The sequence below is a fragment of the Achromobacter sp. ESBL13 genome, assembly GCF_036668755.1.
Lineage (GTDB): Bacteria > Pseudomonadota > Gammaproteobacteria > Burkholderiales > Burkholderiaceae_B > Achromobacter.
Map to the genome: position 1 here is coordinate 977,445 of NZ_JAZEVT010000002.1, position 21,449 is coordinate 998,893.

The window sequence follows — 21,449 nt, forward strand, 5'->3', positions numbered from 1 at the left end:
GGGCGGGGCGTGCGGATGCCGGCCCTTGCCCTTATTCGTCTTCTGTCGCTATCCAGCCGTTGGCGCCAGCCCCGCCACGCAATAGGGGCAATCGGCATCCGGCTTGGCGGTTTGCACCATGGCGCCTTCCACGGCCGCGCCATGCAGGCATTCATGTGACAGCCACTGGCTCAGGCGGTCATAGCTTTCCATATTGCTGCGCCAGTTCGGCGCGCACAGGTAATAACCCAGCGGGCTTTCAAACGTGCGGTCGAACACGTCCACCAGCTGCCCCGTTGCCAGTTCTTTTTCGATCAGGCAATGCGGCATCAAGGCCACGCCGAAGCCTGACGAGGCCGCCTGGATAATCATCGAAAACAGATTGAAGCCAGGGCCGAAACGCGCACGGTCATAATCGCCGATATACGTTGAAAACCAGTATTCCCACGACAGCGGAATCTCGATGTGCTGTAGCAGCGTGCACTGCTTGATATCTTCCAGGCTGTTGATGGGATGCTGTTCCAGATAATCGGGCGAGCACACCAAACGGGTTTCGCGCCCGGTCAGGTACTTGGCGTCGCCATCGTGCCAATCCCCGTAGCCATACTGAATGGATGCGTCGAAATCCAGTTCGGTGCTTTTGTAATCCGCCACGCTGTAGCGCACGAAATTGACCGAGATGTCCGGGTTGAAGGCGCGAAACGTCTTCAGGCGGGGAAACAACCATTGCGCGGCGAAGGTGGGCGCGGCCGATACGTTCAACGACTTGGCCGACTGCTGCGTCGCCATGACCTGCGACGTGGCGCTTTCCAGCGTGTGCAGGGCCGGGCGGATCAGGCTCAGGTACGTGGCGCCCATGCGAGTCAGCTGCAAGCCATTGGTGGCGCGGATGAACAGCGCGTGGCCCAGATAGCTTTCCAGCGTGGCGATATGCCGGCTGATCGCGCTTTGCGTCACGAACAGTTCCTTGCCCGCCTTGGAGAACGACAAGTGACGCGCCGCCGCGGTGAACGCGTTCAACTCTGAAAGGGTGGGGCAGCGGCGTCTCATGGTGGTGTGCGGAATCCGGCTATGAATCGCGGATAAGGAATGTGGATCGAAAGCGGCGTGGGAGCGCTTCCCAAGAGGGGTATGAGTAAAGCTCATAAGGCTGTTCAATTTTGTGTCGAACGCCTAAGGGGAGACCCGGTATCGGACGTTTGGATTGTACCGGTAGAGTTCGCCATGCTGAATTCCCTGCATGTTGAACAGATAGCGTGATTTATTTATGAAGCCGGTTGTTGTTAAGAATTGCAAGATCTTGAATACCCGATCGTTGGTCCTCGAAGACGCGGCCAACGTACTGATTGAAGACGGAATGATTTCCCGCATCAGCGCCGACGACCTGACGGCGCCCGAGGCCGAAGTCGTTGACGCCAAGGGCATGACCTTGATGCCGGGCATGATCGACTGCCACGTGCACGTGGTGGCCTCGTCGTTCAACCTGGGTCGCGTGGCCGCTTTGCCCAATGCCTTGGCGCTGCTGCGCGCCTTGCCCATCATGCAAGGCATGCTGGACCGGGGCTTTACCTCGGTGCGCGATGCCGGCGGGGCGGATTGGGCCTTGGCGCAAGCGGTGCTGGACGGCGTGGTCGATGGCCCGCGCCTGTTCTGCTCGGGCAAGGCCCTGTCGCAGACAGGCGGTCATGGCGACTTCCGGCCGCGTAACGACGAACTGGACCCCTGCCCGTGCTCGGTCAAGATCGGCAACATCGGCCGCGTCGTCGACGGCGTCGACAATTGCCGCCTGGCCGTGCGCGAAGAGATCCTGAAGGGCGCTACGCAGATCAAGGTCATGGCCTCGGGCGGCGTGGCGTCGCCGAACGACCCGATCCAGAACCTGGGGTTTTCAGAATCCGAACTGATCGCCATCGTTGAAGAAGCCAGCAACGCAAACACCTATGTGATGGCCCACGCTTACACGCCGCGCGCCATCACGCGCGCCGTGCGCTGCGGCGTGCGCACCATCGAACACGGCAACCTGGTGGACCGCGAGGCGGCCGAGGTGATGAAGGAACACGGCGCCTACATGGTGCCCACGTTGATCACCTACGAAGGCCTGGCCAACGACGGCGAGCGCTATGGCCTGCCGGCCGACTCGGTCAAGAAGATCGCTACCGTGCGCACGCAGGGCTTGAAGGCGCTGGAAATCCTGGACGACGTCGGCGTGAAGATGGGCTACGGCAGCGACCTGCTGGGCGAAACCCACTACATGCAGGCCGACGAACTGCCCTTGCGCGCCCGCGTGCTGGGCAATGCCAAGGTAATCCAGCAAGCGACGTTGATCGGCGCCGAAATCCTGAACCAGGAAGGCTTGCTGGGTGAAGTCCGCGAAGGCGCGCATGCCGACCTGCTGCTGGTCGCCGGCAACCCGCTGGACGACATCTCTCTGCTGACTCAGCCCGATTCCATCAAGCTCATCATGAACCGCGGCTTGCTGCACAAGAACGCCTGCTGACGTTCTTTCACCGAACGCCTGCTGACGTTCTTTCACCCTTACTCCCGGAAATCTTCACCATGTATTCCGTATCGGACCGCCTGGAGCGGCTGCCGTTCTCCAGCTTCCATTTCAGGTTGCTGATGATCGGCGGCCTGGGGCTGGCGTTTGAAGCGCTGGACGCCGGCATTATCGCCTTCATCATCCCCTCGCTGCGTACGCAATGGGGCTTATCCACCGGCCAGATCGGCTGGATCGCCAGCAGCACCTACGTCGGCTTTCTGGTGGGCGCCCTGTTCTCGGGCATCCTGGGCGACCGCTACGGCCGCAAGAAAATCATGATGTGGGCGCTGATGCTGTTCTGCGTCGCCACCTTTATCAACGCGTTTGCGCGCAACTATCACGAGTTCTACATCCTGCGCATGATCGCCGGCATCGGCATGGGCGCGGAAGGCGCCATCATCGCGCCGTACCTGGCCGAATTTGTCAGCAGCAAATATCGTGGACGCTTCACGGGCGCGCTGGCGGGGTTCTTTTCGTTCGGCTTCGTGCTGTCGGCGTTGCTGGGCTATTTCATCGTTCCAATGAGCGACGACGGCTGGCGCTGGATCATGGTGATTGCTTCCGTGCCGGTAGTGTTTTTGCTGTGGTGGCGCAAATCGCTGTTCGAATCGCCGCGCTGGCTTGAACACACCGGCCAGACCGCCGAGGCTGACCGCATCTGCTCGGCCATCGAAGCCGAAGTGCAGCAAAGGCTTGGCCGCCCGCTGCCCACGCCCATCGCGACACGCCGTGCCGCCACCGCCGCCGAAAATCCGCAAAGCGCCATGGACAAGCTGATGTCCTTGTTCTCGAAAACCTATCTGGGCACGACGGTGCTGGTGTGGGTGTTCTGGATCACCGTGCTGTTCTGCTACTACGCCTTCCTGGTGTGGATTCCCAGCTTGCTGGTCGAGCGTGGCTTCACCATCACCAAGAGCTTCTCGTACACCATCCTGATCTATCTGTCGCAGATTCCCGGCTATTTTTCCGCCGCCTATTTCAACGACAAGATCGGCCGCAAGTACACGATTCTGGCGTACATGCTGTTGTCTTGCCTGTCGGCGCTGGGCCTGGCGCTGGCCAGCGGTGAACAGCAGATCATCATGCTGAGCATGTTGCTGTCGTTCGGCATGAATGGCGTGATTGCCGGCCAATACACCTACACCGCCGAGATCTATCCGACGTCGATCCGGGCAACCGGCATGGGCGCGGCATCGGCCTTTGCGCGCATCGGCTCGATTGCATCGCCCACCATCGTCGGCGTGGCGTATCCCGTACTGGGCTTTGCCGGCGTGTTCGCCATGATGACGGCGATCTTGCTGGTGGGCGGGCTGGGCATTCTGTTCTTTGGCAAGAACACGCGTGGCGTGGTGCTGGAGGCGATTCACTGATGACCCAGACATCAACCTTGGCGCCGTGGGCGGCGCACGCGCGGGCCCTGGCTCAGGCAGAAGACCGCGCGGCGCAGTGGCAGGTCGTGTCGGCCTTGCTGGCAGAGGCTTTCGGGCATCAACTGTTCACCGCGCTGCTGTATCTGCAAGAGCATCGGCTGATGAAGCGGCTGTACACGTCGGACGAGAGCATCAGCCCGCTGGGCGGCTTCAAGGCCACGGGCAACGGGCCGTGGTCACGCCGTGTGCTGGAACAGGGCCTGCTGTATGTGGCCAGCGATGAAGACGACGTGCGATCGGTGTTTTCCGAAGCGCCGATGCTGATCGAGCGCGGCCTGCAATCGGCGTTGAATATTCCGGTGCGCTACCAAGGCCGGGTGATCGGGTCGCTGAACCTGCTGGCCGGCCGTAAGGCCTATGACCATGCCGACCGGGATCTGGCGGCCTTGATCGCGGGCATGTGCACGCCTGTGTTCATTGAGGAAATGCAGGCTGCGCAAGCGGCGGCGGCGGCGGTTGATCGATCGGGGCTGGACAGCGTGTGAGGGGGGCGGCGGCAAGGAAGCTCACCCCGTTCTTTGCCGCCACCACTTCCGCCATGATCGACAAGGCGATCTCGGCGGGGGTCTTGCTGCCGATGAATACGCCGGCCGGGCCGTGCAGCTTGTGCAGGTCGGCGTCGCTAAGTTCAAAGTACTGCCGCAGCCGCGCGCGGCGCTGGTCACTGTTCTTGCGCGAACCGATGGCGCCCACATAGAAGGCGTTGGATTGCAGCGCATCGATCAGCGCCAGGTCATCCAGCTTGGGGTCATGCGTCAAGGCGACCACGGCGGTTCGCGCATCGGGTTGCACGCGCAGGATGACGTCGTCCGGCATCTCGCGCGTGAAAGTTATGCCGTCCTGCGCCCAGTCGCCGTGATGCGATTCACGCGGGTCGCAAACGGTGATTTCAAAGCCCAGGGTCAGTGCGATCTGGCATAGATATCGGCTGGTGTCGCCCGCGCCGATCACGATCAGCCGCGCCGTGGGACCAAAGCCTACCGTCAGTGTCGCGTCGGTCAATTGCGGCGGGATGTCGGGCTGTGCGCCTTGCAATAGCGCATGCCCGGATGACAGGTCGACGGTGCGCGTGACGCAGCGCCGCTCCACGCAGGCTTGCAGCAGTTCTGGCAGCAGGCTGTGCGCGCCGATGCGTTCCATCAACAATTGCACCGTGCCGCCGCAAGGGATGCCGAAGCGGCGTGCATCGTCCGCCAGCACGCCGTAGCGCATCAGCACCGGCAAGTGGGCGTCATCGCCCAGGGCGCGAACGCGATCGGCCAAGTCGTCTTCAATGCAGCCACCAGACACCGACCCCACCACCGCGCCTTGCGCGTTCATCGCCATGATCGACCCGGCGGGCCGGGGCGACGACCCCCACGTACGGACCACGGTGAACAGCCAGGCCGGGATGCCCGCTTGTTGCCAGGCCAAGGCTTGGCGTAATACCAGGATGTTGATGTCCGTCATGGGGCTGATGCTTGCGTGGCGTTGATGAGTGGCGTTGATAAGTGGCGTTGATAAGTGGCGTTGATGTGTGGCGTTGATGTGTGGCGCTGATGTGTCGGCTACGCCGCCAACACCGCCAGCACGGCGTCGGGCGTGAATGGCGCTTCGTAGAAGCGCTTTCCGGTGGCGTCGAACAAGGCATTGGCGATGGCGGCGGGGCCGGGTACGGACGCGGATTCGCCCGCGCCCATCGGCGGTTCGTCCTGGCGTGGCATCAGCAAGACGTCAATGGCGGGTACGTCCTTGAAGCCGATGATGGGGTAGCCCCCCCATTCGCGGCTGGCCACGCCGGCCTGGTCAAAGGCCACTTTTTCGATCAGGCAGCGGCTAAGGGTCTGGATCACGTTGCCGTGAACTTGATGCCGCACGCCCGCCGGGTTGACGATCATGCCCGTGTCCTGGCCGACGACGATGCGTTCCGCGCGAACGCGCCCCGTGGTCGGGTCCACGCACAGGTCGATGACCCAGGCGGCCCACGCGGCGCCGAAGCCGGGGAACTTGCTGTGCACATAGCGCGCATAGGCAATCCCCCGCCCGCGCAGTAAGCCGTCGGCGTCCGGCTTGCCCCGGGTGCCGGCGGCGCGCGCTTGCCATCCCGCCTGCCTGGCCGTGGCATCGATCAGCGCGACGGCGCGCGCGTCGTCCAGATTGCGCAAGCGGTACTCGACCGGGTCGGCGCTGGCGGCCTCGGCCAGCTCGTCGATCATGCAGTCATGCGCAAAGGAATTGGGCAAGGCCGAGACGCCGCGCAACCACGACGAACGCACGATCGGCGGCATGTCGTGGCAGACGACGCGGCGCGCCGCGTAGCGATAGGGCGGCGCGGCGGTGCGGTCTCCCATTTCCAGCGTGCGTGGTTCGCCCGAGACGGCACCGGTCAACAGCAAGGCCAGCAGCGGCGCATCGTTGGACGGGTAGCGCACCGCGAAGTCGACCGCCAGCAAATTGCCTTGCGCGTCGATCGCGGCGCCCACGTCCATCAACTGGCCGGTGCCCTTGGGTTCCCATTGGTGTTCTTGTTCACGCGTCAGCTGCACGCGCACGGGGGCGCCCACCGCCATCGACAGCAGCGCCGCGTCGGCGCACACGTCGTCCGCGCAATTGCGGCCATAGCAGCCGGCGGCCTCCAGGCGGATCAGGTCGATCCGGCCTTCGCCCAGGTTCAGCAGCCGGTCCAGATCGGTGCGCAGCATGTGGGGGTTTTGCGTGCCGGTCCACACCGTCAATCGGCCGTCACGAAAATCCGCCACGGCGCAGGATGGGCCGATGGACGCGTGCATCTGGTACGGCCAGACGTAGCGGCGGCGCAGGTGCGTGGTGGCCCGGGCGCAGGCGGCGTCCACGTCACCGTCTTCGATCAGCGGCCGCGCGCGCGCCGGGTTGGCGTGGATGGCGGCGGCCACGTCGCTCAGGTCGGGCGCGGGCGGAATAGGCTGCCATCGCACTTTCAGGGCGCGCAGGGCGGCAATGGCCTGCTCTTCGCGGTCGGCCACGACGCCGATGAAATCGCCTTGCACCACCACCTGCACATTGCCCGGCAGATGCGCCACGGAGGCGCGATCCACATCGATCAGGGTTCGGCCGATGAAGTCGCCGGCATCGCGCCCGGGATGCGGCGGACGCACGACGCGGCCATGCCGCATGCCCGGCACACGCACGTCGTGCACGAAGCTCAGTTCGCCCGTGGCCTTGGCGGGAATGTCCACGCGCGCCACGCCCTGGCCGACGATGCGATATTCGCTGGCGGGTTTCAGGCGGACGGCTGCGTCGGGCGCGGCCAGCGTCAAGCGGATGTGCTGGCCGGCAAGCAGATCGCCATAGCTGAGCGGTTGCGGGCAGTGTGGCGCGGCATTGTTGTGATGCGTCGTATCGCCGTCGTCGTGCCGGCCTTGGCGTCGCTTGCGATCATCCAGGTCCTGCGCCTGCACCACGCCATCACGCACGCACAGCGCATCACGCGGAAGATTCCACCGCTGCGCCGCCAGCATCAGGAGATGTTCGCGAGCTTGCGCGGCGGCGCGGCGCAAGGGCACGGCCGAAATCTGGATGCTGGCGCTGGCGATGGTCGGCCCCTGGTTGGGCGCCGCGCTGGTGTGGCCCAGCACCATGTCCAGCCGGGACAGGGGCACGTCCAGCTCTTCGGCAACGATCTGCGCCAGCGACGTGCGGATGCCGGTGCCCAGGTCCACATGCCCGTTGAATGCCAGCACGCGCCAACCGGGCGACGGCGTGTCGCCCGCGACCAGGTCGGCATCACGCACGATGGCCACGAATATTTCGGGCGTGGGCTGGACGTATTCGGTGGCGGAGCCCGGTTGGCCCGGCGCCGGCTTGGGCGGCGCCGTCGGCTGGCGCACCACCAGCAAGGCGTCGGGGTGGGCAAGCAGCGCGCCAGGCAAAAGGTGGGGCTGGGGCAAGGTCATGAGGTCAGGGAACGGGATGGGGCCGGGCCGGTCGATGATTATGTCGCGCTTAGCGGGCGGCCGGCAGTGGGGCATCCACCAACGCGCGCGTGTCGGCCAGCGCCTGGTCCAGCGGCATCACGGCCGCGTACTTCTGCGCCATATCGAACAGGTTGGCCTCGTGGGGCCCCAGCGCGCGGTCGCCACAGCAGTCGGACACCACCAGGGGCCGAAAGCCCGCCTGCATGGCATCCACCACGCTGGCGCGCACGCAGCCGCTGGTCACGCAGCCCGCCACCAGCAAGGTCTGCACGCCACGCTGCGCCAGCCACGGCGCCAGCATGGTGCCAAAAAACGCGGACGGCGTGCTCTTGCGCACCACGTATTCGCCGGGCGCGGGGGCAAGCTCGGGCACGATGGCGCTGTTGTGGCTGTGTTCTTTCAAAGCCAGCATGGCGGGCACCTTCAAGCAAAAAATGTTGCTGTCGGCGTCGTCATCCGAGAACACGATGCGGCTGTGCGCCACCGGCCATCCGCGTTCGCGCGCGTGGGCCAGCAGGTGCCGCGTCTGCGCGATGGCCGGCGCAATGTTGCCGCCGCCCAGCACGGCCGGGTCGGCAAAGCCGTTGACGAAGTCCACGATCAGCAGGCCGAAGGGCGCCTTCAGCGGCAACGGCGTGCCGAAGCCCTGGCGTGAATAGGCCGAGATGTCACCCGCGACGGCGTCGGCGGGAATGGCTTGGGTAGAGGCATTCATTTGTTGTCCTTGCGGCGGGCGGCGTGCGCCCGGCCGGGTTCGTCTTGCACCACGCCGCGCGTCACCATCGGCTGGCCGTCCAGCGCCACGCTGCAATGGCGCATGGGGATGTCGATATGGCAGGCGGTGGTGCGGCTGCCGCCCGCTTCATTGTTGGGGCCCATGGACCACAGGAAATTGCCTTCGAAGGCGCGCGCGTCCATGCCGATGTGCGCTTCCTTGTTGTAGTGCGCCAGCATGGACCACTGCGCGCGCGGTTGCAGGCCCCAGCCGATGTGCGACACGGCATACGCCTCCGGGTCTTCATAGGCGGCCATGTATTCCTTCAGGATGTCGGCCTGAAGCCCGCCGTTGATGCGGGTGACGTAGCCGTTTTCGATGACGAGTTCAATCGGGTCGGTTACGTAGTCTTTCATGGGCAAGAGGATGTCGCCCCGGTCCAGCACCACGCGGCCTTGGCTTTGCCCTTCGTTGGGCCACGTCAAAACGAAGCCGCTGGGCCAGTGGTCCCAGCGACCGGGTTCGTCCACGAAACCGTATTCCGATATCGCGGGAAATTCGCCCAGTTGGCAACGTAGGTCGGTGCCGGCGTCGGACGTGATGTGCATCTGCCTGGCCGCTTCGATGCGACGCGCGGCGGCTTGTACGCGCGTGCGGTCGGCCTCGGTAGGGACCAGGCGGCACAGCACTTCGGGCGGTTCGATGGCCAGCAGGATCTTGGTGCCGGTCTGCAAGATTTCATGCTGCTCGGGCGAGAACAGAAGCGTCATGAGGTCCAGCACCAGGTCGCTGGCGTTCAGCGCGGCGATGGCGGCCGGGTTGCCCGTCAGCGGCGTGGCGCCCAGGTACGCCAGCGCGTCGCGGCTGATGGACTTTTCCGCGTTGACGGGTGGCAGGTCCAGCCGGTTGACGCGGGCGCCCAGGTCGGTGGCGGCGGCGATCGCGCAGCGCAAGGTTTGCGGGTGCGTGTCGGCGCCGGTCAGCACGGTGACGATCTGTCCGGCTTGAAGCCGCGACAACGTCAGCACCTGCTTCCAGGCGTGGATCAAATCGATATCGCTGACGGACATGGCGGGCTCCTTGAATCAGCGGATTGGGAAAAGGGCGGATCAGTCGATCTTGCTGCCAAGAAAGTCGCCGAAGGCGGCGTAGAAACCGGCTTCGTTGTCCCACGGAATCATGTGGCCCGCGCCGGGTACGCGCACGTGCTGCGTCTGCGGCGCCAGGCCCTGCCATTCGGCCACATCGTCATCGCCGACGACGCCGCCTTTTTCAGCGGTGACCAGCAGCATCGGGATCTTGATGGCGGGCAGGTCCGCGTGGATGTCGTCGCGGCCGAAGTCTTCAAAGCTCTGCACAATGGCCGGTTCAAAGCAGGTGTGCAGCCATTGCGCGCGTAGTTGGCGCTGGGCCTCGGTCCAGGTGGGGCAGAAAGCCAGCATGTCCTCGGCGCTCATGCCGTGCGTGGCCTGGCGAATGGAGTCCACGTACCACGGCAGATTGGCCGGATACGGGCGGCGGCCCGGGCCGGACACGGGCGGGTCCACGATGATCAGGCGAGTCAGCCCTTGGGGTGGGCTGCGCGCGGCGCGCACGGCGATGCGGCCGCCCATGGAATGGCCGACCAGCGCGTAGTGGGCCAGTTGCAGCGCCTGGGCAAACGCATTGACGTCAGCCGCTTGCGCGTCCAGGCCGTAGTCCAACCCGGGGCCGGATGCCGACAGGCCCCGGCCACGCACGTCCAGCACATAGGTGTCGAATTGGCGACCCAGGTGTTCAGCCACAAAGCCCCAGGTGACGGCCGGGCTGGTGATGCCGGGAATCAGGATGACGGCGGGGCGGCCGGCGCGTTCGCCCGCCGTGCCGCCGTAACGCAGGTAGTGCTGGCGGATGCCGTTGGCGTGCACGTTGGCGCCGTACAGAAAAGTGCTATTGGCTTGGGCTTGGGCTTGGGTCATTGTGCGCTCCGGGTATAGGGGTAAGCGCCCGAGAGCAGGGCGCCCGCGCCGGGCACCACGGGGTCCAGCCCCAGCTCTTTCAGGATGGCGTAGGTGGTGGCGATGGACGCCGTGAGAACGGGCTTGCCGGTTTCCGCTTCCACTTGCGAAACGGCGGGCAACGACGGCATCTGCACGCAGGCGGACAGCACGATCACATCGGCGTCGGCCACGTTCATGCCGGCGACGATGCCGGGCAGCTTGGCCGGGTCGTGGCGGCCCACGTCCAGGTTGTCGGGAATCTCCAGCGCGCGCCAATCCACAATTTCAAACCCTTCGGCGGCGATGTAGTCCATGACCAGTTCGGTCAGCGGAATCATGTAGGGCGCGACCAGCGCGATTTTCTTGGCGCCCATCACATGCAGGGCCTCGACCAGCGCGCCCGCGCTGGTGATGACGGGGGCGGATGCGCCGTTCTCGGCGGTGCGTTCCTTCAGACGTTTCTGCGACACGCGGTGGTAGCCGCGCCCCATCGCCATGATGGCCACCAGGCAGGCGTAGCCCAGCACATCGACGCGCGCATCGCTAAGTTCCAGTGCGCAGCGGTCGCTTTCGGCGTCCATGGCGGCCAGCTCTTCCTTCTGCACCTTCTTCATGCGCATGCGGCTGGAATGAAACGTGAAGCGGTCGTTGGGGCGCAGCGACGAATGCGCCTGCAACATGGCGGGCACTTCGGTTTCCATCGTGGTGTTGGAACTGGGAACGATCTGGCCGATACGGAATGTCTTCGTCATGGAGAAGCCTTGAAAAGGGGCGGGCCTAGGGTTTTCGATAAATTCAAAAGAAGCGTATACGCTCTATTCTTGCAAAGAGCAGCGCGGATGACCAGCCCGGTTTTCGTAGTGGTTTTCACCTAAGTGTAGGCAGTGCATGCACTATTTTGGTGATTCCTCTTCGGGTTTACGAGAGGGTCACCTTTTTATGTATCCATAACTTAAGCGTGTACTCCATAATTTTCTGAATTGGCTGCACCAGTCTTTCACCATCTTGCAAGGAGAAGTTCCGTGTCTACATCCCCTCGTATCGCCATCGTCGGCGCGGGCCTGGGCGGCGCCGCCACCGCCGCGCTGCTGCTCAAGCAAGGGCTTAACGTTCGCGTCTACGAGCAGGCGCCCGGTTTTTCGCGCTTGGGGGCCGGCATCCACGTGGGGCCGAACGTCATGAAGATCCTGCGCCGCATCGGTATCGAAGATGCCCTGAACGCGCAGGGTTCGCACCCGGACTTCTGGTACAGCCGCCATTGGGAAACCGGCGACATCCTGGCGCGGATTCCGCTGGGCGATTACGCCGTCAAGGAATACGGCGCGTCGTACCTGACCGTGCACCGGGGCGACTTCCATGCCTTGCTGGTCGACGCCTTGCCCAGGCACGTGGTGGCGTACGACAAGAGCCTGACTCGCGTGGAAGATCGCGGCGACGTGGTGCTGATGCACTTTGCCGACGGCACCTCGGAAGAGGCCGACATCGTGATCGGCGCCGACGGCGTCAATTCCCGCATTCGCGAAGAGCTGCTGGGGCCAGAACTGCCCAAGTACGCGGGTTATCTGGCGCACCGCGCCGTGTTCCCCACGCCGCGGACCAAGGCCGGCATGCTGCCCTTCGATTCCTGCGTCAAATGGTGGAGCGATGACCGCCACATGATGGTGTACTTCGTCACCAGCAAGGCCGACGAGCTCTACTACGTCACCGGCGTGCCGGTGGAACACTGGGACTTGAACGACCGCTGGCTGCCCAGCAGCAAGGATGAAATGCGCGAAGCCTTCAGCGGCTGGCACCCCACCGTGCAGGCGCTGATCGACGCCACGGTAGACGTCACCAAGTGGTCGCTGCTGGAACGCGACCCGCTGCCGCTCTGGAGCCGTGGCCGCCTGGTGTTGCTGGGCGATGCCTGCCACCCCATGAAGCCGCACATGGCGCAAGGCGCCGCCATGGCCATTGAAGATGGCGCCATGCTGGCGCGCTGCTTCCAGGAAGTGGGCGTGCAGAACCATGAACTGGCCTTTGCGCTGTACGAGGCCAACCGCGCTGAACGCGCCAGCAAGGTGCAGCGCATATCGCACGACAACACCTGGCTGCGCACGAATGAGGACCCGTCCTGGTGCTTCGGCTACGACGTGTTCAACGAACCGCTGGTAGACCCCAAGACGCGAGCCGCGGCCTGAGGATCTGTCCGCCGCGCGGGCGTGGGGGCTTGCCCCTAGTCCCGTGTCGCGGCAACCTTCGTACTTTTCGAACTGCGACCACCGCGCCACGCCATATGGGATCCACCGTCAATTCCTGCCGCGTTACCCAGCCGATCCGCTTGAACGTCAACGGCGGGGAGTGCGCCGTGCCGGCCGCGCCCGACACGGCGCTGCTGCATGTGCTGCGCAATGACCTGGCGCTGAACGGGCCGAAGTACGGCTGCGGCCTGGGCGAGTGCGGTGCGTGCACGGTGTTGATTGACGGCGTGGCCGCGCGGTCGTGCGTGATCCCGGTGCGGGCCGCGCAGGGCAGGGCGGTGGTCACGCTGGAAGGCTTGGGCACACGTCAGCAACCGGGCACGACGCAGCAGGCATTTATCGACTGCCAGGCAGCGCAGTGCGGGTACTGCCTGAACGGAATGATCATGACGGTCGAGGCGCTGCTGCGCCGCAATCCTAACCCCACGGAAGACGCGCTGCGCCGCGAACTGCATCACAACCTGTGCCGCTGCGGCACGCATGTGGAAATCATGCAGGCGGCGCTGCGGGCGGTTGAGCTGCGGGCGAAAAGCGCGGGCGTTGCGGGTGTTGTGGCTGTTGTGGCTGTTGCGGCTGTTGCGGGCGGTGTTGACCTTGCGGACGGCGGACCCACGCGATGAGCCAGGACGCGCTGGGGTCACCGCTGCTTCACCTGGACCTGCCCGCGGACTTGCTGCACGGCGTGGCCTTGCGTCCGCCTGCCGTGCTGTGGGATGGCGCGCGGTATCGCGGCAGCGTGTTGCAGCAGGCGCAGTGGGATCAGGCGCGCGTGCTGTCGGGCGTTGTGACGGTGGTTCGGCACACACACTTCGCGGGCGTCGTCGCCGTGTCGGCGGTTCATGCCAGGCAGGCGGCAATGGTCCTGGCACCCGTATGGCAAGCCTCGGATGCCGTCCAGACGCCGCCTGATGATGCCGCGGATTCGGACGAGATTCGTTATGGCTTGCGCCTGCCGCCCTCGGATACGCCGGTCGGCGTACGGGCGACGGTATGGGCGCTGAACGGGCACGCCGGCGTGTGGCTGCCGGCATGCACGCCCGGCACGCAAGCGCAGATCCGCCGGGAGCTGGCGGCGCTGCTGCAACAGGCGGTAGAGACGATCCGCGTAACGGTGCATGCCACGATCGACGGTGCGGACTCCGAAGGCGGCGATGCGGCGCATCCGCTGGACTTGATGGACGCCGCCGCCGACGCCGCGCTGCTGTCGCAAGCAGTGGGCCGGCCGGTGTGCGTGGTCTGCCGGTCCGGTGTTGCGGAAGAGTTGGTGCTGCGTGTACCGGTCGATGATGCGACGGCTGGGTCGGCTGGTGGCGGCGCTGATGCTTTGAATGCTGCTGCTTTGAATGCTGCTGCTTTGAATGCTGCTGTTTCGGATGCGGGTGCTTTGAATGCTGCTGTTTCGGATGCGGGTGCTTCGAACGCTGCTGTTTCGGATGCGGGTGCCTCAAACGCCGACGCCTCAAACGCGTTCGCCTCCGACGGCTCGGCCACCAACGCCACTGCCTTCACGCCACAACCCGACTCGCGCGCCGCTGCCGGCGCCGCGTCGTTGCGGTCCGAAGCGCGCTGGGCGGTGCGCCCGAGCCTGGCGCGGCTGTTGAGCCAGCCCGCGCAGGCAGGGGCGTCGGCACATGCGACGGTATGCGGCGCATCGGTAACGTCGCCCCGGCGCGCGCTGCCCCCGTTGCGCACCAGTGTGGACGAACTGAACGCCGCGCAAGTCTTTGCGCAAGAAAGCCAATGGCATGAAGCCGCGCTGGCCCACGGCAAAGATCCCATCGCGTGGCGCGTGGAACAGCTGCCCGAAGGCAAGGGCCGCGAACTGGCGCGCCAAGTCGTGGGTCGCGCAAGATTAAACACCGGCGCCGGAGCAGGCGCAGACGCAGACACAGACGCAGACGCAGACGCAGGCGCAGGCGCAGACGCAAACGCAAACGCAAAGGCAAACGCAAAGGCAAACGCAAACGCAAACGCCGACGCCGCCCCTGCGCCCAGCGCGGGCTTGCTGCACGGCACGGGTTTCGCCACTGCGCAGGTGCAATGCGTGGATGACGATGGCGCCGCCCGCATGGTCTGGAGCGCGTGGGTGGCCGAGGTCTCCGTGCGCGCCCAAACCGGTCAGGTCGAAGTCACCCGCGTGGTCGCCGGCCACGACAGCCAGCGCCTGCAACCGGCGCAAGGCGCGCCCGTACACGCCCATATCGAACAGCAAACGCCATGGTTGCTGGATAACGCGCGCCGTCTGCTGGCGGGGCCGCCGGCGTTTGACGATTGGGTCAGCCCGTCGTTCAAGGATGACGCGGCAGACCGGGCCGTGCGCCCCTACGAAGGTGGCGACGGCGCGATGCGGCCCCGCGCGGCGGGAGACGTCGCGGACGGCAACGTCACACAAGGTCGTTTGGCCGTGGACGGCGTGGTCACCTTGCCCGCCGCCGCCGCCATCGCCAACGCCATCCATCAGGCAACCGGCGTGCGCCTGCGGCAAGCGCCGTTCGATACCGAGGCGTTGCGCTTGGCGTTGCAAGACCGGCGTCGTCCAAAGTGGGGCACGTCCGCGCGCGGCCGTCTGGCGCGAGCCGGCGTGTGGCTCGCGGCCGGCGTCGCCGGTCTGGCCGGCATGGTCGCCGCGCTGTGGCCGGTGAAATCCGCATTGCCGTTGACGGCCGGCCCCGACGTTTCCCTGTATTCCATGCGGGCCATCGAACGGGGCCGCCTGGTCGCCGCTGCCGGAGATTGCATCGCCTGCCACACCGCGCCCGGTGGCCAAGCCAACGCGGGCGGTCTGGCGCTGGACACCCCCTTTGGCACGATCTATTCCACCAACATCACGCCCGACAACGACACCGGCATCGGCCGCTGGTCCTACCCCGCGTTCGAGCGCGCCATGCGCCAGGGCGTGCACCAGGACGGCCGTCAGCTGTATCCCGCGTTTCCCTACACGGCCTATGCCAAATTGAGCGAAGCGGACATGCAGGCGTTGTATGGCTACCTGATGTCGCAACCCGCCGTTAAGTCCGAGCCGCCGAAGACGCAGTTGGCCTTCCCCTTCAATATGCGCCCGCTGTTGGCCGGCTGGAATGCGCTGTTTCACGACGCCACGCCCTTCACGCCGGACCCGTCGCGCAGCGCGCAGTGGCTGCGTGGCGCGTATCTGGTGGAGGGCGTTGGCCACTGCGCCGCTTGTCATTCACCGCGCAACCGCCTGGGCGCGGAGAAGAAGGGCGTGCATTACCTGGCAGGGGGCGAGGCAGAAGGCTGGACCGCGCCCGCCTTGAACCAACTGGCCAGCGGACCACGCGCCTGGTCGGGTGATGAACTATTCCAATATCTGCGCACCGGTTATTCGCCGAGCCACGGTGTGGCGGCCGGACCAATGGCGCCCGTGATCCACGGCTTGGCAGAATTGCCGGACAGCGACCTCAAGGCCATCACCACGTATTTGCTGGACCTGCCGAAGCGGCAGGGCGACGGCAATGCCGAATATGCTGCGTCGGCGGCATCGGCATCGGCCTCGGCTTCGGCTTCGGCTTCGGCGACAGCGTCGCCTTCGCCCTCGTTGTCCTCGCTATCGCCCAAGACCCAGGCCACGATCAACACCGCGGCTGCGCCCAAGACCGCCTCGGCGTCTGCCTCGGCCACCACGCCCGCCGCTGCAACGATCCAATCCCTGCAAGGCCGGCGCGCCAACGGTGAACGCATCTATCAGAACGCCTGCGCGGTGTGCCACGAAGCCGGAAGCGGGCCCACGCTGTTTGGCGCCAAGCCCTTGTTGGCCGCCAACACCAACCTGCACGCCGACACGCCTGACAACCTGATCCAGGTGATCTTGCACGGCATCCAGGAACCCGCCGACGACGCGCTGGGGTACATGCCGGGCTTCAAAGACAGCCTGGACGACAAGCAGGTCGCCGATCTGCTGGGTTATTTGCGGGAACGTTTTGCGCCGGACAAAGAGGCCTGGGCCGATCCCGGCACGACGATTAAACAGCTACGCAACCATGCGGAGCTGAATTAAGGAAAACGCGGCCATAACGCGTGCGGCTTTAGTGATGATCACATCAAGGGGTTTCATCTATGTCAGCTTCATTGGTATCCGTGGACAAGGCCATTCAGGTGGCGGGCGTCGGCAAGTTCCAGTATCGGCTCTTTGTGATATTCGGCCTGGTCTGGATGGCCGACGCCATGCAGGTGCTGTCCATCGGTTTTTCCGCGCCGTCCATCGCCAAGACCTTTGGCATCACCGTGCCCCAGGCGCTGCAAAGCGGCACGTTCTTCTTCATCGGCATGTTGATCGGCGCGTTCGTCTTCGGCCGGATGGCTGACCGCATCGGCCGGCGCCCCGTCCTGATGATCGCGGTGGTCATCGACGCCTGCGCGGGCGTGGCTTCCGCTTTCGCGCCCGAGTTCACGTGGCTGCTGGTCTTGCGTTTCCTGACCGGCATCGGCGTCGGCGGTACGCTGCCGGTGGACTACACGATGATGGCCGAATTCCTGCCCAGCGATCGCCGTGGCCGCTGGCTGGTGCTGCTGGAATCGTTCTGGGCTGTGGGCACCATCTTCCTGGCGCTGTTGGCGCTGGCGGCGGTGTCGTGGGGCGATGACGCCTGGCGCGTGATCTTCTTCGTCACGGGCTTGCCTGCCTTGATCGGCGTGGTGCTGCGGTTCTACATCCCGGAATCGCCGATGTACCTGAACCGAAACGGCAAATCCGACCAGGCGCGCAAAGTGCTGGAACGCGTCGCGCGCGTCAACCAGCGCAACATCGAAGTGCCCGCGCTGCAACCGGAAACGCCCGTCAACAAATCCATGTTCGCCCTGTTCTCGCCCAGCTACCGCCGCCGCAGCATCGGGTTGCTTCTGGCATGGGCGCTGATCTCCATCGCGTACTACGGCGTCTTCGTGTACTTGCCCATCAAGCTCAGCACCGCCGGCTTTGCGTTTATGCGCGGCCAGGAGTTTCTGGTGTTGCTGGCGTTGGTGCAATTGCCCGGCTTTGCGCTGTCGGCCTATGGCGTGGAACGCTGGGGCCGCAAGCCCACGCTGGTCGGCTTCCTGATTTTGAGCGCGGTAGGCTGCATGCTGTACAGCCTGGGCACCGACCCCGCCGTGGTGATCGGTTCTACCTTGCTGATGAGCTTTTCGCTGCTGGGCACGTGGGGCGCGCTGTATGCGTTCACGCCCGAGGTCTACCCAACGGACTTGCGCGCCAGCGGCATGGGTATGGCGGGCGCGGTGGCGCGTTTTGGCGGGCTGTTCGCCCCGGCCATCATCGCGCCCATCATGACCAGCCACTTCACGCTATCGCTGGTCGTGCTGTCCAGCATGTTGCTGGCGGGAGCCGTGTCAATCTGGTCGGTAGACGTGGAGTCGCGCAACCGCGCGCTGGATTGATGGTGGTGTAAATCGCGGGTGCCGCCGGCGTGCATAGCGCCGGCGTGCTGCCAGGAACGGCGGCGAACAGCTCAGGCCTGTTCGTCGCCGTTCAACATTTTGGTCAGCAGAAAATGCAGCGCCACGCGCTCGGCCGGGTTCAGATTGCCGTAGGTGCTTTCCGTGATCCGCTTGGCGAACGGTTCCATTTCTTGAACCAGCGCTTGCCCGACGGGCGTCAGGTTGATCACCACTTTGCGCCGGTCAACCGGGTCGTGATCCACCTGCACCAATTCGCGCTGCTTCAACCTGTCTACCACGCCGCGCACCGTAGCTTGGTCAATGACCGTCGCCTTGACCAGATCCGCCAGTGAACTTGCACCGTTATCCCGCACCGAACACAGCACGACAAACTGCGCGGCGGTGAGCTGAGAGTCGGGAATGTAGTGCTGAAACAAAGCGGTGTGACGCTGATAGACACGCCGCAGCAGGTGACCTATCTGATCAGAAAACAAATAGCCTTCCGTGGTGGACGAGGACTTGCCTTTCATATTGCGCATAAGCCTATCCGAAGCAATGCATGGGTCATGATGATTTTTATCAACGGGATGCCGTTTGACGGAATGTCTAGTTTGCCAGCAGCGGGACGGTTTGCGGGTTGTAGGTGTTGTATGCGCCGCCGCAGCTTGCATAAGGGGCCGCGCGTGCGGGTATGCCGGTGGCGCGTATGCCTAGTTTGTCTTTGGGCATATGTACCTGCACGAAACGTTCCACTTCGACCGTGCCGTCGGGCAGGAAATACAGCTGTAGACGCATCAGCGTGGATTCTCCGTCAACGGGTTCAGGATGTCGAAATGCGGGCGCGTGCAGCGTTGCGGTGTGCCACGGGTGGGCGGCGTTGGCAGTGCTGCTGGGTTCAGGCGTGTCGGGCGTTCCTGGTGTGCCCGGCGGTTTTGGCGTTTCCGGCGTTCCCGGCGCGACCGGCGCTTCCGGCGCGCCGGTAGCGCCGATGTCTCCGGCCGGGGTTATCGTACCGGCCGCCATCGCCGCCGCCCCAGCCGCATCCACCGCGCCAGTCGTTTGCCACCGCAGCGCCAGCGGCCGGCTAAGCATAATAAACGCCGCACCGATAGGCTGCGCAAACTCATGGCAGGCGGCCGGCAGCGGCGCGACGGACACAAGCGCGCGGTCGCCGATATCCACCGTCTGGCCATTCACTTCAAGCCGTGCGATAGCGCCGGTCGTGTAGTTCACCGCACTGAGCAACACCAGCCCGTGCTGCCCCTGTCGATCAAGACGCTGCTCCGTCATCCCCGCCAAACGGTTCAGCGCAGGCGCAACCTCAACGCGGTCCGGATAATGAAAATACAGATACCGCAACATCGATCTATCCGGCTTATTCAGCGCCGATGAAAAGCGCGCCACGTCCGGGTAAGCAAGACGCGTCAACGGCAACGATGCGGCGACAGCATCGCCCGACGCAGAAAGATATCTGTACTGCGCGATATCCTCGCGCAAGCGCGCGCCGTCATACGGAAAAGGCTGGGTCGCGGCCGGGCTGGGATATCGATTGAACACCATGAACTGCTGCGATTCAGCGGCCGCAAACGGCATTCTTGGTCCTGCACCGGACGACGTGGTGGCGTAAGGGGTGGTGTCAATCCACAGATCTTTGCCGCTAAGGTTGACGTGCGTTTCAGCAATATAGGGATGCGCATCGCTAAAGCGCTCGCGCTTGGATTTTTCGAACGATTCGCTGGCCGGGTAAATCAGCATGGCGATCAGCGTAGGCAAGAACAACCAGGCATGGACCCGGCCCGGCACCCGGCCGCGGTCGCGAGAAAGGTAGTAGAGCCAGACGATGATCAGCAGGATGGCCAGTGGCCAGTGGCCCGCCCACCCAGATTGCGGCAGTAAGAAGGGCGACGATGCCCCAGCCCAGGTCGGGAGTTAACGCGGCGGTAAGGCCAAGGAATGCCAGCCAGCCGGCCAGGGCAATCGAGATGATCAGGCCGAAGAGGTAATCCCGGTAGGGGGTGGTGGTCATTGGGAGGGGATGCGGCCGATCAGTTGAAAAGAATCAGTTAAACAAAATTCAGCACATCACTTAGCGAACGCAGAGAATCGCTGCTAGCTGGCGTGGCTGCCTGGCGATTCAAGTGGTATCCCTGCATACCGAATTTTCGCGGGCCGATCATATCGGCGTCGACGGTGTCACCGATCATCAAGACCTCATCCGGCCGGCAGCCAATACCCTCACAAAGGTATTGATAGATCTGCGGCTGCGGCTTCACTGCGCTAGCTTCGTACGACCAGGCGCAAAAGTCCGGCTGGACGGGCAACAGTTTCAGCACCGGCGGCCCATACGGCGCGGCGAGGTTTGAGCAGAGCGCTACTTTGATGCCTCGGTCTTTCAGAGCAGTCAGGGTGGGAATGGCATCGTCAAAGAGTGAGATCGACTGGATCTCCTCATGCAACTCGGCCTCCAACCCACACAAATCTTCTTCACTAACCATCCCGCCAAACAAGCTTGCCGCTTGCCTGAGGTCCAACACATTGCTCATCGCCCGAATCCCGTCGTCACGCTGCCGCCGACGACCGGCTTCATGCAGCAGACGGACCAACTTTCGAAACGGGCGAGTAGGCCGCTGGATATGGACCAATGTCCCAAACACATCAAACGCTACGGCTTTGATCGCCATCGGAGGGCCCCCGGTGCTTGTCAAAATGAATGTCCACGGTGCGGTGGGCGAGTGGAGGCAAGCTTATCGCAACAGCGGTTTTAGCGGCTAAAAAGCAGAGCGAAGCTTTGCGTGGGGTCTCCGTAAGGGGTTTTCGTTTAGCAGGTTGCGACTAGGTAAACTCGACGCCTCACAAGGAGAGGCCATCAATGGTCAAAATAAATAATTGGTTCTTCGCCCAGCTCGCGTGTGCGGTTGCTTTATCTTCGAACGCTGTCGCGGCCCCCTCGTCTGACGAGATCATGAAGGAGTGCGCAATCTCATCATCTATTGCGCGAGGAATTATGGAAAAGCGTCAGCATGGCGCATCCATGAGGCAGCTTATGGAAGACGCATCCAGAACAGAGGACGAGTACATGAAGGGCATCAAAACGCTCTTCATTGAGCAGGCGTTCCGGGTTCCGTCCTACGAGTCGGCCGAACGGAAATCGAAAGCTGTAGATGAGTTCGAGAACTTGGGCTACGCGGGCTGCTACATGGCTCTGACCGGAGATAAAAAGTAGGTGCGCTATTTCATGGCGCTC

General features: G+C 64.3%; 19 protein-coding genes. 8 read left to right on the forward strand and 11 right to left on the reverse strand.

Features of this window, described 5'->3' with window-relative positions; translation table 11 throughout:
• Positions 1–48: 48 nt before the first annotated feature.
• Complete coding sequence (locus V6F88_RS13295; protein WP_442880309.1) at positions 49–999, reverse strand: LysR substrate-binding domain-containing protein; 951 nt, start codon at positions 997–999, stop codon at positions 49–51.
• Positions 1,000–1,246: 247 nt separating this feature from the next.
• Here V6F88_RS13295 and V6F88_RS13300 point away from each other — a divergent pair, with 247 nt between their 5' ends.
• Genes V6F88_RS13300 through V6F88_RS13310 form a run of 3 tightly spaced genes read left to right on the forward strand, consistent with a single transcriptional unit; the run spans position 1,247 to position 4,433 of the window.
• Positions 1,247–2,476 (forward strand): metal-dependent hydrolase family protein, encoded by a 1,230-nt coding sequence (locus V6F88_RS13300; protein ID WP_332610013.1) that lies wholly within the window; start codon positions 1,247–1,249, stop codon positions 2,474–2,476.
• A gap of 59 nt (positions 2,477–2,535) precedes the next feature.
• Entirely contained in the window at positions 2,536–3,888 is a 1,353-nt protein-coding gene (locus tag V6F88_RS13305) for an MFS transporter (RefSeq protein ID WP_332610014.1), read from the forward strand.
• Positions 3,888–4,433, forward strand: a complete 546-nt coding sequence (locus V6F88_RS13310) for a GAF domain-containing protein (RefSeq protein ID WP_332610015.1) — start codon at positions 3,888–3,890, stop codon at positions 4,431–4,433. Before V6F88_RS13305 ends, V6F88_RS13310 begins: the two co-directional genes overlap by 1 nt.
• Here V6F88_RS13310 and V6F88_RS13315 read toward each other — a convergent pair.
• From V6F88_RS13315 to V6F88_RS13340, 6 genes are all read right to left on the reverse strand, one after another.
• On the reverse strand, positions 4,363–5,397 hold the full coding sequence (locus tag V6F88_RS13315; RefSeq protein ID WP_332610017.1) for an XdhC family protein: 1,035 nt from the start codon (positions 5,395–5,397) through the stop codon (positions 4,363–4,365). The genes V6F88_RS13310 and V6F88_RS13315 overlap by 71 nt on opposite strands.
• 98 nt (positions 5,398–5,495) lie before the next feature.
• A complete protein-coding gene (locus V6F88_RS13320) occupies positions 5,496–7,859 on the reverse strand; it encodes a xanthine dehydrogenase family protein molybdopterin-binding subunit (protein WP_332610019.1) in 2,364 nt (787 codons plus the stop codon).
• Between the two features lie 49 nt (positions 7,860–7,908).
• Complete coding sequence (locus V6F88_RS13325) at positions 7,909–8,595, reverse strand: isochorismatase family protein (protein WP_332610021.1); 687 nt, start codon at positions 8,593–8,595, stop codon at positions 7,909–7,911.
• Complete coding sequence (locus tag V6F88_RS13330) at positions 8,592–9,665, reverse strand: 2,5-dihydroxypyridine 5,6-dioxygenase (RefSeq protein WP_332610023.1); 1,074 nt, start codon at positions 9,663–9,665, stop codon at positions 8,592–8,594. Before V6F88_RS13330 ends, V6F88_RS13325 begins: the two co-directional genes overlap by 4 nt.
• Before the next feature lie 39 nt (positions 9,666–9,704).
• Positions 9,705–10,553 (reverse strand): alpha/beta fold hydrolase, encoded by an 849-nt coding sequence (locus V6F88_RS13335; RefSeq protein WP_332610024.1) that lies wholly within the window; start codon positions 10,551–10,553, stop codon positions 9,705–9,707.
• Positions 10,550–11,326, reverse strand: coding sequence for a maleate cis-trans isomerase family protein (locus tag V6F88_RS13340; protein WP_332610025.1), 777 nt, complete (start codon positions 11,324–11,326; stop codon positions 10,550–10,552). The genes V6F88_RS13335 and V6F88_RS13340 overlap by 4 nt, the downstream gene beginning before the upstream one ends.
• Before the next feature lie 270 nt (positions 11,327–11,596).
• Between V6F88_RS13340 and V6F88_RS13345 the strand changes: the two genes are divergently transcribed.
• The 4 genes from V6F88_RS13345 (at position 11,597) to V6F88_RS13360 (ending at position 18,205) form a co-directional block, all read left to right on the forward strand.
• Positions 11,597–12,754: an FAD-dependent monooxygenase gene (locus V6F88_RS13345; protein ID WP_332610026.1), complete on the forward strand. Its 1,158-nt coding sequence runs from the start codon at positions 11,597–11,599 to the stop codon at positions 12,752–12,754.
• A gap of 95 nt (positions 12,755–12,849) precedes the next feature.
• On the forward strand, positions 12,850–13,434 hold the full coding sequence (locus V6F88_RS13350) for a (2Fe-2S)-binding protein (RefSeq protein WP_332610027.1): 585 nt from the start codon (positions 12,850–12,852) through the stop codon (positions 13,432–13,434).
• Positions 13,431–16,829 carry a c-type cytochrome gene (locus V6F88_RS13355; RefSeq protein WP_332610028.1) on the forward strand — a complete coding sequence of 1,133 codons (3,399 nt, stop codon included), beginning with the start codon at positions 13,431–13,433 and terminating at the stop codon, positions 16,827–16,829. Before V6F88_RS13350 ends, V6F88_RS13355 begins: the two co-directional genes overlap by 4 nt.
• Positions 16,830–16,888: 59 nt before the next feature.
• The gene (locus V6F88_RS13360) at positions 16,889–18,205 is read left to right on the forward strand and encodes an MFS transporter (RefSeq protein ID WP_332610029.1); all 1,317 of its coding nucleotides are present in this window, start codon (positions 16,889–16,891) and stop codon (positions 18,203–18,205) included.
• A gap of 71 nt (positions 18,206–18,276) precedes the next feature.
• Here the strand turns inward: V6F88_RS13360 and V6F88_RS13365 are convergent, their stop codons facing one another.
• The 4 genes from V6F88_RS13365 to V6F88_RS13380 all read right to left on the reverse strand — a co-directional run bounded on the left by V6F88_RS13365 (position 18,277) and on the right by V6F88_RS13380 (position 20,886).
• Entirely contained in the window at positions 18,277–18,744 is a 468-nt protein-coding gene (locus V6F88_RS13365; protein WP_332610030.1) for a MarR family winged helix-turn-helix transcriptional regulator, read from the reverse strand.
• A 67-nt stretch (positions 18,745–18,811) separates the two neighbouring features.
• Complete coding sequence (locus tag V6F88_RS13370; protein ID WP_332610031.1) at positions 18,812–19,960, reverse strand: hypothetical protein; 1,149 nt, start codon at positions 19,958–19,960, stop codon at positions 18,812–18,814.
• The gene (locus V6F88_RS13375) at positions 19,905–20,231 is read right to left on the reverse strand and encodes a hypothetical protein (RefSeq protein ID WP_332610032.1); all 327 of its coding nucleotides are present in this window, start codon (positions 20,229–20,231) and stop codon (positions 19,905–19,907) included. Before V6F88_RS13375 ends, V6F88_RS13370 begins: the two co-directional genes overlap by 56 nt.
• 37 nt (positions 20,232–20,268) lie before the next feature.
• On the reverse strand, positions 20,269–20,886 hold the full coding sequence (locus V6F88_RS13380) for an HAD family hydrolase (RefSeq protein WP_332610033.1): 618 nt from the start codon (positions 20,884–20,886) through the stop codon (positions 20,269–20,271).
• 188 nt (positions 20,887–21,074) lie between these two features.
• On the opposite strand from V6F88_RS13380, the gene V6F88_RS13385 reads away from it, so the two are divergent.
• A complete protein-coding gene (locus V6F88_RS13385; RefSeq protein ID WP_332610034.1) occupies positions 21,075–21,428 on the forward strand; it encodes a hypothetical protein in 354 nt (117 codons plus the stop codon).
• The last annotated feature ends 21 nt before the right edge of the window (positions 21,429–21,449 follow it).

Excerpts from the sequence above, each read along its gene's own strand:
- V6F88_RS13310 (WP_332610015.1), top strand. The coding sequence starts at position 3,888 with ATGACCCAGACATCAACCTTGGCGCCGTGGGCGGCGCACGCGCGGGCC.
- V6F88_RS13375 (WP_332610032.1), bottom strand. The coding sequence starts at position 20,231 with ATGACCACCACCCCCTACCGGGATTACCTCTTCGGCCTGATCATCTCG.
- V6F88_RS13350 (WP_332610027.1), top strand. The coding sequence starts at position 12,850 with ATGGGATCCACCGTCAATTCCTGCCGCGTTACCCAGCCGATCCGCTTG.
- V6F88_RS13360 (WP_332610029.1), top strand. The coding sequence starts at position 16,889 with ATGTCAGCTTCATTGGTATCCGTGGACAAGGCCATTCAGGTGGCGGGC.
- V6F88_RS13365 (WP_332610030.1), bottom strand. The coding sequence starts at position 18,744 with ATGCGCAATATGAAAGGCAAGTCCTCGTCCACCACGGAAGGCTATTTG.
- V6F88_RS13325 (WP_332610021.1), bottom strand. The coding sequence starts at position 8,595 with ATGAATGCCTCTACCCAAGCCATTCCCGCCGACGCCGTCGCGGGTGAC.
- V6F88_RS13335 (WP_332610024.1), bottom strand. The coding sequence starts at position 10,553 with ATGACCCAAGCCCAAGCCCAAGCCAATAGCACTTTTCTGTACGGCGCC.
- V6F88_RS13340 (WP_332610025.1), bottom strand. The coding sequence starts at position 11,326 with ATGACGAAGACATTCCGTATCGGCCAGATCGTTCCCAGTTCCAACACC.
- V6F88_RS13305 (WP_332610014.1), top strand. The coding sequence starts at position 2,536 with ATGTATTCCGTATCGGACCGCCTGGAGCGGCTGCCGTTCTCCAGCTTC.
- V6F88_RS13370 (WP_332610031.1), bottom strand. The coding sequence starts at position 19,960 with ATGCTGATTTACCCGGCCAGCGAATCGTTCGAAAAATCCAAGCGCGAG.
- V6F88_RS13315 (WP_332610017.1), bottom strand. The coding sequence starts at position 5,397 with ATGACGGACATCAACATCCTGGTATTACGCCAAGCCTTGGCCTGGCAA.
- V6F88_RS13385 (WP_332610034.1), top strand. The coding sequence starts at position 21,075 with ATGGTCAAAATAAATAATTGGTTCTTCGCCCAGCTCGCGTGTGCGGTT.
- V6F88_RS13380 (WP_332610033.1), bottom strand. The coding sequence starts at position 20,886 with ATGGCGATCAAAGCCGTAGCGTTTGATGTGTTTGGGACATTGGTCCAT.
- V6F88_RS13355 (WP_332610028.1), top strand. The coding sequence starts at position 13,431 with ATGAGCCAGGACGCGCTGGGGTCACCGCTGCTTCACCTGGACCTGCCC.
- V6F88_RS13300 (WP_332610013.1), top strand. The coding sequence starts at position 1,247 with ATGAAGCCGGTTGTTGTTAAGAATTGCAAGATCTTGAATACCCGATCG.
- V6F88_RS13320 (WP_332610019.1), bottom strand. The coding sequence starts at position 7,859 with ATGACCTTGCCCCAGCCCCACCTTTTGCCTGGCGCGCTGCTTGCCCAC.
- V6F88_RS13330 (WP_332610023.1), bottom strand. The coding sequence starts at position 9,665 with ATGTCCGTCAGCGATATCGATTTGATCCACGCCTGGAAGCAGGTGCTG.